11 protein-coding genes and 1 riboswitch are annotated in these 17927 nt (G+C 59.1%); of the genes, 3 read left to right on the plus strand and 8 right to left on the minus strand.

All coding sequences use genetic code 11. The annotated features are described in order from the left end of the window. Positions 1-4 precede the first annotated feature (4 nt). The 8 genes from metE to gltB all read right to left on the minus strand — a co-directional run bounded on the left by metE (position 5) and on the right by gltB (position 13498). Complete coding sequence (metE, locus tag NBH13_RS01310; protein WP_099570605.1) at positions 5-2311, minus strand: 5-methyltetrahydropteroyltriglutamate--homocysteine S-methyltransferase; 2307 nt, start codon at positions 2309-2311, stop codon at positions 5-7. 158 nt (positions 2312-2469) lie between these two features. Continuing rightward, positions 2470-3027, minus strand: coding sequence for a SixA phosphatase family protein (locus tag NBH13_RS01315; RefSeq protein ID WP_144171381.1), 558 nt, complete (start codon positions 3025-3027; stop codon positions 2470-2472). Positions 3028-3115: 88 nt separating this feature from the next. Next, entirely contained in the window at positions 3116-4171 is a 1056-nt protein-coding gene (locus NBH13_RS01320; protein WP_144165595.1) for a tRNA (adenine-N1)-methyltransferase, read from the minus strand. Positions 4172-4281: 110 nt separating this feature from the next. Further along, positions 4282-5133, minus strand: coding sequence for an ABC transporter ATP-binding protein (locus NBH13_RS01325; protein WP_144165597.1), 852 nt, complete (start codon positions 5131-5133; stop codon positions 4282-4284). A 104-nt stretch (positions 5134-5237) separates the two neighbouring features. Then, positions 5238-6494, minus strand: coding sequence for a glycogen synthase (gene glgA / locus NBH13_RS01330; RefSeq protein ID WP_250778581.1), 1257 nt, complete (start codon positions 6492-6494; stop codon positions 5238-5240). A 236-nt stretch (positions 6495-6730) separates the two neighbouring features. Beyond that, positions 6731-7192: a Yip1 family protein gene (locus NBH13_RS01335; RefSeq protein WP_099570610.1), complete on the minus strand. Its 462-nt coding sequence runs from the start codon at positions 7190-7192 to the stop codon at positions 6731-6733. Positions 7193-7377: 185 nt separating this feature from the next. Beyond that, positions 7378-8925, minus strand: coding sequence for a glutamate synthase subunit beta (locus tag NBH13_RS01340; RefSeq protein WP_099570611.1), 1548 nt, complete (start codon positions 8923-8925; stop codon positions 7378-7380). 1 nt (position 8926) lies between these two features. Next, positions 8927-13498, minus strand: coding sequence for a glutamate synthase large subunit (gltB, locus tag NBH13_RS01345; protein ID WP_144171377.1), 4572 nt, complete (start codon positions 13496-13498; stop codon positions 8927-8929). A 226-nt stretch (positions 13499-13724) separates the two neighbouring features. Beyond that, a riboswitch (TPP riboswitch) is annotated at positions 13725-13826 on the plus strand. A gap of 65 nt (positions 13827-13891) precedes the next feature. Between gltB and NBH13_RS01350 the strand changes: the two genes are divergently transcribed. Genes NBH13_RS01350 through NBH13_RS01360 form a run of 3 tightly spaced genes read left to right on the plus strand, consistent with a single transcriptional unit; the run spans position 13892 to position 17915 of the window. Further along, positions 13892-15241: a solute carrier family 23 protein gene (locus NBH13_RS01350; RefSeq protein WP_250778583.1), complete on the plus strand. Its 1350-nt coding sequence runs from the start codon at positions 13892-13894 to the stop codon at positions 15239-15241. A 59-nt stretch (positions 15242-15300) separates the two neighbouring features. Next, a complete protein-coding gene (locus NBH13_RS01355; RefSeq protein ID WP_250778585.1) occupies positions 15301-16416 on the plus strand; it encodes a LuxE/PaaK family acyltransferase in 1116 nt (371 codons plus the stop codon). Then, positions 16413-17915, plus strand: a complete 1503-nt coding sequence (locus NBH13_RS01360; protein WP_099570615.1) for an acyl-CoA reductase — start codon at positions 16413-16415, stop codon at positions 17913-17915. Before NBH13_RS01355 ends, NBH13_RS01360 begins: the two co-directional genes overlap by 4 nt. Positions 17916-17927: the final 12 nt, after the last annotated feature.

Genomic DNA, 17927 nt, shown 5'->3' on the forward strand with positions numbered 1-17927 from the left:
CGCCTTATTTGGTCAGCTTGGCACGCACAGCCTGGGCTGCGGCCACGAGGTTTTCAAGGCTTGGCCAGGTTTCGGCGTTGCCGCGGGTCTTCAAACCGCAGTCGGGGTTGATCCACACCTTTTCGACGTCCATCTTCTTGAGGATTTCGTAGATGCGTTCCTCGATTTCGGCTTCGGACGGGATGCGCGGCGAGTGGATGTCGTAGACGCCCGGGCCAGCTTCGGTTTCGAAGTTGGCGTCGTGAATGGCGTCGAGCACCACGAGATCGCCGCGGGAAGCTTCGAAGGAAATCACGTCGGCGTCCATGGCGTCGATGTCGGTGATGATGTCGTTGAATTCCGAATAGCACATGTGGGTGTGGATCTGCGTGGTCGGCTTGACCGCGGAGTGCACCAGTCGGAATGCCGGAATGGCCCAGTCGAGGTACTTCTTGTGCCAGTCGGTCTTCCTGAGCGGCAGCTTTTCACGCAGGGCGGCCTCGTCGATCTGGATGACCTTGATGCCAGCGGCTTCGAGATCGAGCACTTCGTCGCGGATGGCGAGGGCCAGCTGCTGGGTCTGCTGCTCGTGGGTGATGTCCTCGCGCGGCCAGGACCAGTTGAGAATAGTGACCGGGCCGGTGAGCATGCCCTTCATCACATGACTGGTACGGGACTGCGCGTAGGCACTCCATTCCACGGTAATCGGGTTGGCGCGGGACACGTCGCCCCATACGATCGGAGGCTTCACACAACGGGTGCCATAGGACTGCACCCAAGCGTTCTTGGTGAACAGGAAACCGTTGAGGTTCTGACCGAAGTATTCGACCATATCGTTACGCTCGAATTCGCCGTGCACAAGCACGTCAAGGCCGATCTGCTCCTGATGCTTGATGCAGGCGTCGATCTGCGCCTTCATGTATTCGTCGTATTCAGTCTTGGTGATTTCGCCCTTGCGCAGTCTGGCGCGTTCGGCGCGCACTTCCTTGGTTTGCGGGAAGGATCCGATGGTGGTGGTCGGCAGCAACGGCAGGTTCAACGCCTCACGCTGTGCCTTCTGACGTTCGGCACGTGCCGGCTGACGCACGAAGTCCGAGTCGGTCAGAGCTGCGAGACGTTCCGCCACGTTCTTGTCGGCGGCAACGCGGGTACCGTCGAAGAGCGCCTGGTTGGCGGCCAATGCCCCGGATGCCTTCTTGTCTTCCTCGCTGGCGTCGGCGAGAACCGAGAGGTCGTGCAGTTCGCCGAGCTTTTCAACGGCGAAGGCGAAATGCTTGCGCACATCATCGGCGAGACCGTCTTCACCTTCGGTGCTGAACGGCACATGCAGCAGGGAGCTTGCGGTGGAGACGGCCACGTTGTCGGTGACCTTCTTCAGCGCGTCGACGAGTCCAAGGCTGACGGCGTAATCGTTGCGCCAGATGTTGCGGCCGTTGACCACACCGGCGAAGATGGTGGTGCTCTCTGCGACGCCGAACTTTTCAACGGCGGCGAGATTCTCGTCCTTGCCTTCGTTGAGGTCGAGTCCGATGCCGTCGAAGGCGAGCAGGTTGACTGTCTCATACACGTCGGCGATGTGGCCGAAGTAGGTGTTGAGCAGCACCTTAATCTTGCCGTCGCGTGCGGGCAGGATCTTGGTGTACAGGCTCTTGAACAGTTCGACGTCGCCCGGCTCCTTGTCGAGCACGAGGTACGGTTCGTCGATCTGGATCCATTCGGCGCCCAGCTCGGCGAACTTGGCCACGACCTCGGCGTAGACGGCGGCGACCGCGTTGACCAGGCCCTTGTCATATTCGAGTTCTTCGGCCTGCGGATTGCGGGCGAGCTTGAGGAAGGTGTACGGGCCGATGAGCACCGGCTTGGTGGTGATGCCGAGCGCCTTCGCCTCGTTGAATTCGTCGAACGGCTTGGTGCTGTTGAGCTTGATGTCGGTGGCTTCGTCGACTTCCGGCACCAGATAGTGGTAGTTGGTGGTGAACCACTTCTTCATCGGCAGCGCGGTGACGTCGCCCTTGTCTCCCTGGTAGCCGCGGCCCATGGCGAACAGCGTCTCTTCGGGATTGTCGAAGGCGAGGCGCTGGTAGCGCTGCGGAATGACGTTCAGCAGGATGGCAGTGTCGAGCATTTGGTCGTAATAGCTGAAGTCGTTGCTCGGAATCAAATCGATTCCGGCTTCCTGCTGCAGCTTCCAATGCTTGGCGCGCAGCTCCTTGGCGGTGGCGCGCACGTCGTCGAGCGTTGCGGCACCCTTCCAATAAGCTTCGATAATCTTCTTCAGCTCGCGGTTCTGGCCGATGCGAGGGAAACCGGAGACGGAAGTGAGAACGGACATGAATCCTCCATCTGATATGAACAATGCAACCCGCTCAAGCTATCACAAATCGCCTTGATATAAGTCATTAAGAAAATTTGAGTGTCGTTATAAGCATGGTTTATACCAGTTGGCGCGATAGTTTCACGCCTCTCAACATCATGCCGATCGACAAGGAATTATTCAAAATCCTTGGCCGTCAGCAATGCGATGAGTTCGCCGCTGTGCAACTGCCATTGGTTGAACGGCTCGTTCGAGCCGAATACGGCGAGCGAAGCCGGCGACATGCCCAGATTCAGCAGCTCGAGCAGTGTCGCATCCGATTCGGAACTCGCCAGCCACTGGCATGCGATCGACACGGTGGGCTCATGGCCAAGCACCAACAATTCGCGATGCTTTTCCTTGGTCTGCGCAAGCTCGTCGAACACGGACTGCACTCCACCCTCATACAGGCTCTGGCGGTAGTCGACCTTCGGGTCGTCGCCGAACACCTTGAGCATGCGGTCGCATGTCTGTCTTGCTCTGGTGGCGCTGGAGCACGCGATACGCGTCGGCGCCATTTTGTGCGTGACCAAGCCTTTGGCGACGGCCTTCGCCTGCTTGCGTCCCTTGTCGGTCAGTTCGCGCCCGGCGTCGCCGCCGTCACCGAACGGTTCGGTCTTGGCGTGGCGCATCACCAGCAGCACGTATTTGTAATCCTTGGCTTTCTTCGCAACCTTCTTAAGGCTCGTTCCCATGGACGAATGCTCCAATCCTTAACGATCCGATGCGCGTCAACGCAACACACACGACTATTGTCTCAGAACACTTGCAAGAATCACCGTATCAATCGCCGATAGCCTCGACCTGCGCGTCGAGATCGCGCAGCACTTTGCGCAGCTTACGGTCGGAAATGTCACGCAGTTCAAGGTCTTCGAGCTGTTCGGCACGTTCTTCGGCGCTCAGGGAATCGATATCCGTGGTCGTGTCTTTCGTGGCACGGTCGCGTTTGCGCAACGCCTGGAATCCCGGAGCCATCGCACGGGATACCATAAGGAAACCGGTGTGCCCGATCATCTGATGGTCGGGGCGGATTGCCAAACCCTGCGCCTTCCAGTCACGTTCCAGCGTTTCCTGGATGTCCGGTTCCGTCCAGCAGCCGGCTTCGCGCAACGCCTCCGCCATACGACTCAGCTGCGTGGTGGTGGTCACATACGCCACGAGCACGCCTCCGGGGGCGATCACTCGATACGCCTGTTCAAGCCGGTTCCAAGGGTCGAGCATGTCAAGCATGATGCGGTCGAAGGAATGCTCCGGCAACGTGGCCGCCACCGAGTCGAAATCTCCAGTTTTCAAATCCCACCAAGCAGGGCGGCCTCCGAAATAGACCGTGGCGTTCGCTTCGGCCACGCGGGCGAATTCCGACCGCATCTCGATGGTGGTCAGCCGGCCGGACTCACTCACCGCGTCCAGCAGGTTGATGCTCATGGCGCCAGATCCGGCTCCGGATTCCAGCACGTTCATGCCGGAACGGATGTCGCCCAACTGAATTACCTGGGCAATGTCCTTCGGATACATGATCTGCGCGCCTCGAGGCATCGACAGCACATAGTCGGCCAGCCTCGGACGCATTACCGCGAACTGCCATCCACCGATGGCGCGCGTGCCCTTCCAAGGCTTGTTGGCGTCGCGTTCCGGATGGTCCTGGTTGATCTGGGTCTCGCGTTTGGCGCTCACCGTAACCACCACGGATCCCTCCAGCTGCCCAATCACGTCGTCGTGCAGAATGATGCCATGCGAGGTCTGCGTCACGCCACCAGGCACCAGCTGGTCGGTGATCTTATTGGATCTGCGATCCGTGAACTGCACTTTCTCGCCCGTCGTCAACGGTCCTCGACGCATCAATCGCTCCTTCATTGCAAACATGGATTCCATCATTGCGACAGCACGGTCAAGACCCGCCTGTCTGGCGCTATTCATGCTACAGCATGTTCCGCCATGCAAAGCGCCAGTTACAGCGCGTACGCGTTCCAGCGCCCGTTCATGTGTGTCACCTCGAGCTTCAGGCCGAACACCTCGCTTAAGCGCGCGGACGTGAAGCCATGTTCCAAGTCGCCCGTGTACACGATGGTTCCGGGGGCCGGATCGTTGCCTGCCACATTGTCGGCATAAGCATCGGCTTCGTTGCCGGTGATTCTACCCATGATCGCCACATGGTCGAATCCCTGCGGAATCTCCTCAAGACGATGCGTCACCAATACCACGGCACGGTCTGATTGTTCGGCACCGACCCTGCTCAACGCACGAAGCGCGATCTCACGACCACCCAGGTCGAGTCCTGTGGTCGGTTCGTCCAGAATCAGCAAATCCGGATCGGCCATCAGCGCACGGCAGATCAGCACGCGCGTACGTTCGCCTTCCGAAAGCTTGAACATCATCTTGCCTTCGAGGTATTCGATGCCGAATTCGCGCATCAGGGAGCGCGCCTTGGCATAATCTTTGTCGGTGTAAGTGTCGCGCCAACGGCCGGTGGTCGCGGTCAATGCGGTCACGATGGCGTCGAGCGGATCTTCCTGAGGCGGGAATGCACGGCTCAGTTCCGCGGAGCTCAAACCGATGCGGTTACGGTAGGAGAACACGTCCACTTTACCGAGACGGTTGCCAAGAATGTCGACGGTACCTTCCGACGGGAAGCCTCTGGTGCTCATCATGTGAACCAAGCTTGATTTGCCGATACCGTTAGGACCGAACAACACCCATTTCTCACCTTTGTTGATTTCCAAATTGACCTTGGTGAGAATCACACGCTTACGACGACGGAATTCCACGTCAGTGAGTTTCAGCGCGATGTTCTTTTCCGACATTCTTCCTCCCCTGCCATTGTGCAGATTGCAGTCATGAAAACGCCTTCCGCCAGAATAATGCGTCCGGCGAAAGGCGTTCACGTATCATCTACGTGGCGAACGGGCTATTCGGCGGCTTTGCCCTGCTCGGCAAGCACGTCCTCGTAGACCTTGACGGTCTTGTCGGCGATCGACTCCCAACTGAAGCTGTCGCGTGCGCGTTCGTATCCGGACTGGCCCATCCGCTTCGCCTTTTCGGGGTCGGCCATGATGCGGTTGATGGCGTCGGCCATATCGTGCACGAACTTGTCTGGATTGGTCGGGGTGCCAGTGCCGTCGTGCAACTGGTCGATGGGCACGAGGTAACCGGTTTCGCCGTCGACGACGACTTCGGGAATACCGCCAGTCGCGGAGGCCACCACGGGCAGACCACAGGCCATGGCTTCAAGGTTCACGATGCCGAGTGGCTCGTAAATGGACGGGCAGATGAACGCGTCGCAACCGTGTTCGAGCGCGTTAAGTTCCGGCTTCGGCAGCATCTCTTCGATCCAGATGATGTTGCCGCGCTCCTCATCAAGCTTGGCGAACGCGGTTTTGACCTCGTTCATGATTTCCGGAGTGTCGGGTGCGCCGGCGCACAGCACGACCTGGATGCCCGGATCGACGAAATGCAACGCCTGCAGCAGGTACGGCAAACCCTTCTGTCTGGTGATGCGGCCGACGAACAGGAGTGTGGGCTTATTACGGTCGATGTTGTAACGTTCGAACACCTTCCAGCCCGGATCGTCGTCAGCCGGGATTTCGAACTGGCTCATGGTGATGCCGTTGTGCACCACGACCACCTTGTCGGGATCAAGATTCGGATATGCGGACAGGATGTCCTCGCGCATGCCGGCGGATACGGCGATGACGCGGTCGGCGTGCTCGTATGCGTCACGTTCAGCCCACGAGCTCAGGTCGTAGCCGCCGCCCAACTGCTCACGCTTCCATGGGCGGAACGGTTCGAGGGAATGCGCGGTGATGACCAGCGGCGTTCCGTGCAGCATCTTGGCAAGGTATCCGGCCAAGCATGCATACCACGTGTGCGCGTGGATAATGTCGGCGTCCACATCGTCGGCGATCTGCAGATCGACGCCGAACGTCTTCAGCGCGCCGTTTGCTTCCTGGAGTTCCTTGGGAACGTCGTATCCGACGACCTTGAGCGAACCTTTCGGATTGTCACCCGGGATTTCGGGAATCTCGTTTTCGGCACGTGGTCCGTCAAATGCACGAACCGTCACATCCACACGTTCCGCCAGAACCTTGGAAAGCTCCTCTGCGTGCACGCCTGCGCCGCCGTACACCTTGGGCGGATATTCACGGGAAAGGATGTCAACCTTCATATCTGTGCTCTCCTCTTCGAGTCAGGCAGTTGTTCCACCACTACTGTAAGGCAAATTTCCAAGGAAACGCCTGATTGTTTCATTCGTGTCACAAAGTTTTGCATCTTTTCTAAAAATGCAAACAAGGAGGTCAATAAACCAGGAACGAATAGTGTCGTCATTCGTGACTCGCATGCGAAAGCGGGGCTGCATCCTTCCATCGGATGCAGCCCCGCTCTGCGTTCATCGCCTTACCATCAGACGGCCGTACCATTCTGATCGAGGTTCGGATTATGCTTCGGGTTACCCGCCGTGAAGAACAGGCTAAGCACACCGACGGCAAAGACAGTGGAAACAGTTGCGATGAGCCACATCGGATGCGATGGCAGCCACATGACTACAAGGAATGCGATTGCGGACAATGCGATCAGCGCCCAGCTGGCCACGCGGAACCACTGGCGCACGGAATGCGGCGCCTTGAACATCTTGGGATTTGTGTAATCCGGATTGGTGGTCAGCAGGCTTTCGTTTTCCACGACGCTGCCGCCGGTCGGTTTCCATGGACCGTCGATGCCGTCCTGCAGGCGACGGGACTTCTCCTGAAGCTGGTATTCGTCAAGCATGCCGGAACGACCACGGCCTCTGGTCTGGTCGTACTGTTGGGGCACTCCCCTGCGGTTCTGCTTGGCTTGGGCACGTCGTTCGGCGCGATTTGGCATTGGTGCACTCCTTTGTTACTTGTTGCTGCATGCCACTTTAGCGCATGCCGGACCCGTACGCCGGCTGTTTTCCACGCTTCAGTCATATCAATTCAAGGAAAACGTTGCCTATAGGAAAAGTGGTCTTCATCCGCATGCCGATGGATGCGGATGAAGACCACTTGGATCCTGGTGTCGTCGTCGAATCAGCGCGGCAGCATCATCGGCCTTTTGGAAGCCACGATGGGCGCCGGAAGTTCAGTGGCACCGGTGAGGTATTCATCCACGGCAGCCGCGCAGGAGCGGCCTTCGGAAATGGCCCATACCACGAGGCTCTGGCCGCGGCCGGCGTCGCCGCAGGCGAATACGCCATCCTGGCTGGTGGCGAACTTATCGTTGCGAGCCACATTGCCGCGTCCGTCGAGGTCGACGGGCAGCTGATCCACGAGCGTGGTGGTGTCCGGATGCAGGAAGCCGACGGAGATGAGCACCAGATCGGCCGGAATCACGCGTTCGGTGCCCGGCTGGCGGGTGAATGGGCCGTTTTCGCCGGGTGCCACGTTCACGACCTTGAGACCGGTCACATGTCCGTTCTCGTCGGCCACGAAGCCTTCGGTGGCGGTGGAGTGCTCCACCTTCACCTTGGCCTGTTCCTCTTCGATGCCGACGAAGTTCACGGAATCCGTGCTGTACACGTATTCGGCACGCTGAGTTTCAAAACCTTCCTCCATGGAGGAGGTCTTCTGGTACAGGCGTGCGAAAGTCGGCCACGGTTGGTTGGCCGGGCGTTCGCTTGGTTCCTGCGGCATGATCTGCAGCACGGTGACATCTTTGGCGCCTTGGCGAATGGACGTGCCCAAGCAGTCGGATCCGGTATCGCCGCCGCCGATGATCACGACATGCTTGCCTTCGGCGGTGATGTCATTGACTGGCTTAACGCCGTAGACGCGGCGGGTTGCATCAGGCAGGAACTCCATGGCGAAGTGGATGCCCTTGAGTTCACGGCCCGGAATCTTCATATCGCGCGGCACGGTGGAACCGATGGCGACGACCACGGCATCGTAGCGGGAGCGCAAATCGTCCCAAGAGATGTCTTTGCCGATCTCCACGCCGGTGCGGAACACAGTGCCTTCGGCCTCCATCTGTTCCACACGGCGGTCAATGAGCCGCTTGTCGAGTTTGAAGTTCGGAATGCCGTAGCGCATCAGACCGCCGATGGCGTCATCACGCTCGTATACGACCACGGTGTGGCCGGCGCGGGTGAGCTGCTGGGCGCATGCCAGACCGGATGGGCCGGAGCCGACCACTGCGACGGTCTGGTCGGTCAGACGCTGCGGAGGCAACGGCTTGACATAGTCGAGATCCCATGCCTGATCGATGATCGTGCATTCGTCGTTCTTGATCATGGTCGGCGGCTGGTGGATGCCCAGCACGCAGGCGGCCTCGCACAGCGCGGGGCAGATGCGGCCGGTGACCTCAGGGAAGTTGTTCGTCTCGGACAGGCGGTTGTACGCATCCTCCCACTTCTCCTGGCGGACCAGATCGTTGAATTCTGGAATGATGTTGCCCAGTGGGCAGCCGTTCATGCAGAACGGCGTGCCGCAATCCATGCATCGGGCCGCCTGTTCGGTGGTCCAAGGTTGCAGGCCGGATTCGGCGTGGACGTCGAACCAATCCTTGATTCGCTCCTCGACGGGGCGTTCGGCCAGTTCGCGACGGGTACGGACCTTCAGGAATCCACGTGGATCTCCCATGTCAGCGCGCTCCTTCCATAACCTGCTCGTACACCTGTTCCCAGACGCCGGGCGTATTGAAATCGATATTGTTCTCTTCGGCGTTCTTCATCGCCTTCTGCATGGCGAGGAAGTGCTTCGGCACGATGTGCGTGAATCGCTTGGATACATTCTTCCAGTCGGCGAGCAGTCCGGCCGCGAATGCGGAGCCGGTCTCTTCCGCGTGCTGCTTGACCAGGCCGTGCACGATTTCGTCCGACTCACTGTCGAGCGGTTCGAACAGCAGTGCGCCGTTGGTGGCGGCTGCCGGGTTGACCTGCTTCATGTCGAGATCGAGCACGTACACGTGACCGCCGGAGAAGCCTGCGCCGAGGTTACGTCCCGTGGGACCGAGAATCACGACGGTGCCGCCAGTCATGTATTCGCATCCGTGGTCACCGACGCCTTCCACCACGAAGGTGGCGCCGCCGTTGCGTACGCCAAAGCGTTCGCCGGCGCGTCCCGCCACGAACATCTGGCCAGAGGTGGCGCCGAAACCGGTGACATTGCCTGCAATCACGTTCTCATGCGGATCAAAGGTGATGCCCGCTTCCGGACGCACGACCATGCGGCCTCCGGACAAGCCCTTGCCTGCGTAGTCGTTGACTTCGCCGTATATGCGGATGGTTTCGCCGCGTGGGATGAACGCGCCGATGGACTGGCCGCCCGCACCGTGGAAGGTCATGTCGATGGTGTCGTCCGGCAGACCTTCCTCGCCGTAGCGCTTGGTGATCTCGTAGCCGACCATGGTGCCAAGCGTACGGTACACGTTGCGGATTGGCATCTCGATGCGCACCGGCTCCTTCTTCTCAAGGGCTGGCTGCGCAAGCTCGATGAGCTTGTTGTCGAGCGCCTTGTCGAGCTCGTGGTTCTGCTCGATGGTCTGATGCAGGATGGTTCCCGGAACCGGTCCCGGCTGCATCAGCACGTTGCTCAAATCGATGCCGTCGGACTTCCAACGCTTGATCGCTTCGTTCTGATCGAGGCATTCGACATGGCCGACAGCCTCCTCCAAGGTGCGGAAGCCAAGCTGTGCGAGCAGTTCGCGCACTTCTTCGGCAATGAACATGAAGAAGTTGATAACGTGCTCCGGCTTGCCCTTGAAGCGTGCGCGCAGTTCGGGATCCTGGGTGGCGATGCCCTGCGGGCAGGTGTTCTTCTGGCAGGCGCGCATCATGACGCAGCCTTCGACGATCAATGCGGCGGTGGCGAAGCCGAATTCCTCGGCGCCAAGCAGGGCTGCGATCACCACGTCGCGTCCGGTCTTGAGCTCGCCGTCGCACTGCACGGTGATGCGCGAACGCAGGCCGTTGAGCACGAGCGTCTGCTGGGTTTCGGACAGGCCGATCTCCCATGGGGTGCCGGCGTGCTTGATGGCGTTGAGCGGAGCCGCGCCGGTGCCGCCGTCGTAGCCGGAGATCAGCACCACGTCGGCATGGCACTTGGCCACGCCGGCGGCGATGGTGCCGACGCCGAATTCGGAGACGAGCTTGACGTGCACGCGAGCCTTCGGATTCGCCATCTTCGCATCGTTGATCAGCTGCTTCAGATCCTCGATGGAATAGATGTCGTGGTGCGGCGGCGGGGAGATGAGCTCTACGCCCGGGGTCGCGTGACGCACCTTGGCGATCCACGGCGGGACCTTGGCTCCCGGAAGGTGGCCACCCTCACCCGGCTTGGCGCCTTGGGCGAGCTTGATCTGCAAATCAGTGGCGTGCACGAGGTAATCGCTGGTCACGCCGAAGCGCGCCGATGCGATCTGCTTGATCTTGCTGTAGCGCAGCGGATCGTTGATGCGATCCTCGGATTCGCCACCTTCGCCGGAGTTAGAACGTGCACCGATGGTGTTCATCGCGATAGCGAGGGTCTCATGCGCTTCCTGGGAGATGGATCCGTAGCTCATGGCGCCGGTGGAGAAACGCTTGACGATCTCGCTGGCCGGCTCGACCTCGCTGATGTCGATCGGCTTGCGGTCGGACTTGAACTTCATCAGTCCGCGCAGCGTCATCAGACGGTTGGAGGTGTCGTTGATGTGCGCCGAATACTTCTTGAACATGTCGTAATCACCGCGCTGGGTGGACTGCTGCAGCAGGAAGATGGCCTCAGGATCATTGAGGTGATCCTCGCCGGTGCGGCGCCACTTGTACTCGCCGCCGGTGCGCAGGTTGCGGTGCGGACGGGCGGTCCACTGCGACGGGTAGGCCACACGGTGACGAATGGCAACCTCTTCGGCCAGTTCGTCGAGTCCGACGCCGCCGACGCGGGAGGTGGTGCCGGTGAAGTATTTGTCGATGACGTCCTTGTTCAGGCCGATGGCTTCGAACAACTGCGCGCCACGGTAGCTCATGATGGTGGAGACGCCCATCTTGGCCATGATCTTGAGCACGCCGGTGGACAGCGCGTTGGTCAGGTTCTTCACTGCGGTTTCGGCATCGACGTTGAGATACCCATTGCGGGACAGGTCTTCGACGGATTCGAACGCCAGATACGGGTTGACTGCTGCCGCGCCGTAGGCGATCAGCAGAGCGACATGGTGGATTTCGCGCACATCGCCGGCCTCCACGACCATGGAGATCTGGGTACGCGTGTGTCTGCGCAGCAGGTGGTGCTGCACCGCGGAAGTGAGCAGCAGTGATGGAATCGGTCCCCACGTGTAGTTGGATTCACGGTCGGAGAGCACAAGGAAGTTGGACCCGTTTGCGATGGCCTCATCGACTTCCTGGAAGATTTCCTCAAGACGTTCCTTCAGTGCCTTACCGCCGCCTGCGACCTGATAAAGACCCTTGACGACGAACGGCTTGTAGTAGCCGCCGAGGATCTTGGCGCGGTCGAGGCGCTTGAGCTGCGCCATTTCGTCGGAGTTGAGCACCGGCAACGGAATGAGGATCTTCTTGGCGTGCAGTTCGGAATCGGCCAGCAGGTTCGGCTCGGGACCGATGGCGGATTCGAGGCAGGTCACGATCTTTTCGCGTTCCCAGTCGAGCGGCGGGTTGGTAACCTGCGCGAACTTCTGGGTGAAGTAGTCGAACAGCATGCGGCTGCGGGAAGAGAGCGCGGCCATAGGCGCGTCGTTGCCCATGGATCCGAGCGGTTCCTTACCGGTGTTGGCCATCGGGGCGAGCAGCAGCTTCAGGTCCTCTTCGGTGTAGCCGAAGGCGCGCTGACGGCGCTGCACGGACTGACCGGAGTGGTTGACGTGCTCGCGCTTGGGCAGCTGGCTCATCTCGACGGTGTTGCCTTCGACCCACTGGCGGTACGGATGCTGGGCAGCGAGGTTCTTCTTGATTTCTTCGTCGGGGATGATGCGGCCTTCATCGGTGTCGACGAGGAACATCTTGCCCGGCTCCAAGCGGCCCTTGGACACGATGTGCTCCTCGGCGTTCTCCGGAAGCACGCCGGTTTCGGAGGCGAGCACGATGTAACCGTCGTCGGTGAGCTGCCAGCGGCCGGGGCGGAAGCCGTTGCGGTCGAGCAACGCGCCGACCTGAGTGCCGTCGGTGAAGATGATGTGCGCGGGGCCGTCCCACGGTTCGATCAGTGTGTTGTTGTATTCGTAGAACGCCCTAACGTCGGGATCGAGCTGGTCGTTCTTCTCCCATGCCGGCGGCAACATCATGGAGATGGCATGCGGCATGGAACGTCCGGACAGGTGCAGCAGTTCGAGGCATTCGTCGAACGTGCCGGAGTCGGAGTAGCCCGGGGTCGCGATTGGCAGCAACGGCTTGAATTCGCCAAGCAGTTCGGAGCTCAGGCGGCCTTCTCGCGCGGACAGCCAGTTACGGTTACCCTGGATGGTGTTGATCTCGCCGTTGTGAGCCAGCTGGCGGAACGGCTGTGCGAGCGGCCAGCTCGGGAACGTGTTGGTGGAGAAACGGGAGTGCACGATGGCGATCTTCGCCTTCATGCGCTCATCGGAAAGGTCCAGGAAGAAGGGTTTGAGCTGCATGGTGGTGAGCATGCCCTTGTAGGTGATGGTGCGTGCGGAAAGGGACGCGAAGTAGATGCCCACCTCGTGTTCCACACGCTTGCGGATGCGGAACGTCTTGCGGTCCAGTTCGATGCCGGCGAGCTGCCCTTCGGGGTCGGCCACGACCAGCGTCTTGAACGCGGGCATGCTGGCGAGCGCCTGCAGTCCGAGTCCGTCCGGGTTGGTGGGTACGACGCGCCATGCGAGTACTTCGAGGCCTTCTTCGCGCACGATTTTGGCGATGGCCTGTTCTTGTTGGCCGGAGGTGGCGATGTCTCGGTCGAGGAACGCGATGCCGGCGGCGTAGTGGCCTTCTTCGGGTAGTTCGACGCCTGCGGTGGCGCGCATGAATTCGTCGGGCATGCTCATGAGGATGCCCGCGCCGTCGCCGGTGTTTTCTTCGGCGCCGACCGCGCCACGGTGGTTGAGGTTGACGAGCACTTCAATGGCGTCGTCGACGATTTTGCGTTCGGGGCGCTTGTTGAGGGTGGTGACCATACCCACGCCGCAGGCGTCATGCTCGGCGCCGGGATCGTACATACCTTGGGAATCATGGATCGTGAGATCTAACGGGGTGTGGAAAGTCACCGAAACCACCTTCAATGTTTTTGGGCAAGAAAAGTCTTGCGGTTCTTTAATGCGCGGTTTAGAATAGCGCGCCTTTGTGTCGTGGATATTTCCGTGTCCATATAACGAATACCCAGAAAAGTCAAGGTACATTTTCTTGAGGAAATGTGGAGAATTCACAACGCACTGGGCTCTCATGCCAACTCATCCAAGTATCGACGCATGCCGTTATGCTGGTTGCCTGTCCGAATAGCACAGGGGGAGTCGATATGTGGCTGAGACGGGCTTTGCCCGGACCCTCATACCTGATCAGGGTAATGCCTGCGTAGGAATGTCACGAACAGTGCGCACATGCGTTCCCCTGTGTCGGCGATCATAGACTGGTCGCCCCCGTAAGGAAGAGAGGGAATTGGCATGTCTGCCATGTCGCAACCGTCCGTTCAGAGCGGATCCGATTCGAAGAAGCTCACTCCAAAGAACGTTTTGCTGGGCTTGCAGCATGTGTTGGTGTCTAATGTGTGGCTTGATCCGGTATTTGTGGCCGGTGCCATTGGGTTGCCGTTGGCCTTGTCTTCGAATATGGTGAACGCCATTTTCATCGTGTCCGGTTTGGTCACGTTGATTCAGGCCACGAAATTGGTGCGTCTGCCGATTGTGCAAGGTCCGTCTGCCGCGTTTGACGCGTTGATGATTGCCGCTGGTACCGCCGGTTCGTTGGCTGCGGCTGGCACGTCGATTTTTGTTAGTTCGCTGATTTTTCTGGTGTTGTGTCTGACTCGTGTGATTGAGAAGATGCGTTTTCTATTTGCGCCGATGGTTTCCGGCGTGATTATTTTTCTGGTGGGCGTTTCGCTGTCGAGTTTCACATTGAGTGAGTTTCTTGGCGGCGCTCCCGGCGATGACGAGTTCGCTGATCCGAAGACGCTGGCCGTGTCTGTGGTGACTTGCGTGTTGGTGGTGGTGCTTTCCCAGTTCGGCAAAGGCATGGTCAGGGCGCTTTCCTATTTGATTGCGCTGGTTGTCGGCACTTCGCTCTCCATAGTGTTTGGCATGGCGGATTTTTCCGGGGTTGCGTCCAAGCCTTGGTTCGGTCTTCCTCAGATCATGCCATATGGCGGTTTTGATTTTGATGCTGCGGTTTTTGTACCGTTCTTCATCGCATATATGGTTGCGATTATGGAAGCGCTTGGCGTGTATCAGGCGGCCAGCGAGATTCAAGGCGTCAAGCTTGAGGATCGCCAGGTTCGTTATGGTTTGTCCGGCGAAGCGGCTGGTTCCGCTATTTCTTCGCTGATCGGTGGCTTCACCACTACCGCATATCCACAGAATGTCGCTTTACTGAAGGTTACGGATGAGGGCAAGTCCCACACACGCGTGCCGGTGATCATCGCCGGTGTGGTGTTTGTGGCACTTGGTTTCGTGCCGAAAGCCGGCGCGATGTTGTCGCTGATTCCCTCCCCTGTAATCGGCGGCATTTTCCTTCCGGCTGCAGCGAGCCTGATCAGTACGGGCTTCAATACACTGCGCAAGGCAGAGCCGGACGACCGATCCCAAGTAGTCATCGGCTTGTCACTGCTGTTGGGTATCGCGTTGCCGAACGCATTGAGCGGTCTTGAGGGCGGCGCTCACGTGTTCTTCTCTAATTCGATTCTGGTCGGCGCGTTCTGCGTGGTGATTCTCAAAGCGTTGCTGATCGATTTGCCGAATCTAATCAATCGTCGCAAAACAGGCGTGGGCAACAACGGGGATCAGGCACAAGCTTGATTCATGGCCAACCGTTACCGAAATTCAACATAGGAAAGGAACATTGCATCATGACATCGATGTCGCTAAACACTGAAGCGCAGCAGGTCAAGGCAGATGTGCTTGAGTTCATCGAAAAATACGGATGCGAAACCGCGCCGGATGAGGCGTTCGACGCACTCGCACGACAGATTTTCGCTTTTCAGTACGCTCATAACATGCAGTATCACGCGTATTGCATGTCTCGCAGGGTGACTCCGCAGACGTTGTCCAGCTGGATGGATATTCCACCGATGCCGGTGGATGGGTTCAAGATGCTGACGCTCACTTCGGTTCCCGAGACGGAGTGCGAGGCCGTGTTTATGACCAGCGGCACCACGCATCCTGGCCAGCGTGGACGCAACTATCATCCTGATCTTGAGGTGTGGGACGCTTCGATGATCGGCCCGTTCCGTCATTTCATCATGCCGGACCGCGAGCGTATACGCATCGCAGTGCTCTCCCCCGCTTGGGAGATGAATCATAATGGTTCGTTGGCCCGTTATCTGACGCGTGCGGTGGAGCGGTGCGGTAGCGAGGGCAGCGGCTTCTTCTTCCATGAGGATGGCTTGGACTTCGCGGGCGTGGAGAGATTCCTCAATCAGGCGGTGGCCGATGGCGAGCCGGTGATGCTGATGGGTGCCTCGTCCGCATACCTGTATCTGCTTGACTATCTTGCCAAGCAGGGCAAGACCTATGCGTTGGCGAAGGATTCGCGTGTGTTCGATACCGGTGGATTCAAGAGCACAAAAACCGATATGACGGTCGATGACCTGTATGCGAGGTTCTCTGAAGTGTTCGGCGTCGCGCGCACGCACTGTGTGAACATGTATGGTATGACGGAGTTGAGTTCACAGATTTACGATCAGAATCTGCTGTCGTACTATACGGATGGCTCGTCGAATTATTTGAAGGCCACGCCGTCGTGGGTTCGTTCCGTGTTTCTCGATCCGGCGACCCTCATGCCTGTTCCCGACGGCAAGCAGGGTGTGATCGCGCATTACGATTTGGCGAATTGGAATTCCTGCCTGGCGATTTTGACGGAGGATCTTGGCGTGCGCACCGCTTCCGGTTACGAACTCAATGGTCGTGCGAAGGGTGCGGAGGCACGTGGCTGCTCCATCGCCGTCGATGAGGTGATGGCGGCGAACGCATGAGCGTCATCGATGTTTTCCATGCGCCGCGCGGTTTCGTGTTTCAGGATTTCGAAACGCGCGACATCATCACCGATCATGGTGAGGTCACGTTACGATATCCGGTGCTCACTGCGGAGATAATCCGTGATTTGTGCGGGACGGTACGTCGTAATCGGCTGCAGGCACTGTCGGCATATTCCGTCGAACGCATTGTGGATGTTATCGGTAAGGCTGTGGCATTGTGGACGGATCCCGATTATGAGGGACGTCTGCTTGCCGAATCGTTGATTCCCTCCATTACCGGCTATGATCCGACGATGACGCGCATCGAGTTGAAACGTTACATGCGCATGTTCCGTAGACGCGAGCTGTTGCGTTTTCTCGACGATGAGCTGTCGAGCCCGCGCATGCTGGATGAATACCGTCCGAACAAGTCCGGCGGATACACGCGCCTGTACGGACCGGATCTGACGTTCCACGTGTTCTCCAGCAATGTTCCCGGCATTCCTGTGTGGAGCATGACCATGAGTTTGCTGACGAAAAGCGCGATCATCGGCAAATCCTCGTTCGACGAGCCGCTGATGCCCGTGCTCTTCGCGCGCTCCTTGGCGCAAATCGATCCGGATCTTGCTGACGCTTTGGCCGTGGTGCCATGGCGCGGCGGCACTGTGGAACTTGAAGACATGGCGATCGGCGAAGCGAACGCCGTGATCGCCTACGGTTCTTCGCACACCACCGAAGCCATCCGTCCACGTGTCGGCGCCGGCAAACCGTTCCTCAGCTATGGTGCTCGCATTGGCTTCTCACTGATTGGCCGCGAAGCATTGCGCGCGGACACGCATGTGCAGACCGTGCACCGCATGGCCGTGGACGTGGCCACCTACGACCAACAAAGCTGTTTGGCGCCGCAAACCATCTTCGTGGAACGAGGCGGAGCCATCTCCCCCGCGCAAACCGCCGAACTGCTTGCCCGCGAACTCGACTCGCAGCAGCACAAATATCCAAGATCCACCCCCTCCGATGAAGAATCGCTCGCCATACGCAGAGCGCGTTCAGAAACCGAAATGAAGGCGCTGTTCATGGCGGCACCGGCATCAGACGGTTCCGTGGCCCAAAGCAACCTACAGGCGCCGTTCGTCATCGAATCGCCGCAAGGCACCAACTGGACCGTACTCTACTTCCCCAATACCGACAGTCTCACCTCATTGGCGACCCCACTCAACCGCACCATCAACCTCGTCGCCGTGGACCAGCTCGAAAACGCGCTGCCAACGTTGAAACCATATCGCGTTTGGCTGCAAACCTGCGCGATCGCCGCCAGCTCATCCAGACTGTTCACGCTTGCGCAGCACGTGGGCGAATACGGCATCGATCGCATCTGTCCCATCGGCGAAATGAACCGTGCGAAATCCGGATGGCACCACGATGGCGGATTCAACATCCTCGATCTTGTCAGAGCCGTCGACATCGAACGCAACACCGACCGTTATTCCGACACCTTCGACATCGACTACGAATAATCCCAAGGAAAC

The organism is Bifidobacterium intestinale, from assembly GCF_023656765.1.
Taxonomy (GTDB): Bacteria; Actinomycetota; Actinomycetes; order Actinomycetales; family Bifidobacteriaceae; genus Bifidobacterium; species Bifidobacterium hominis.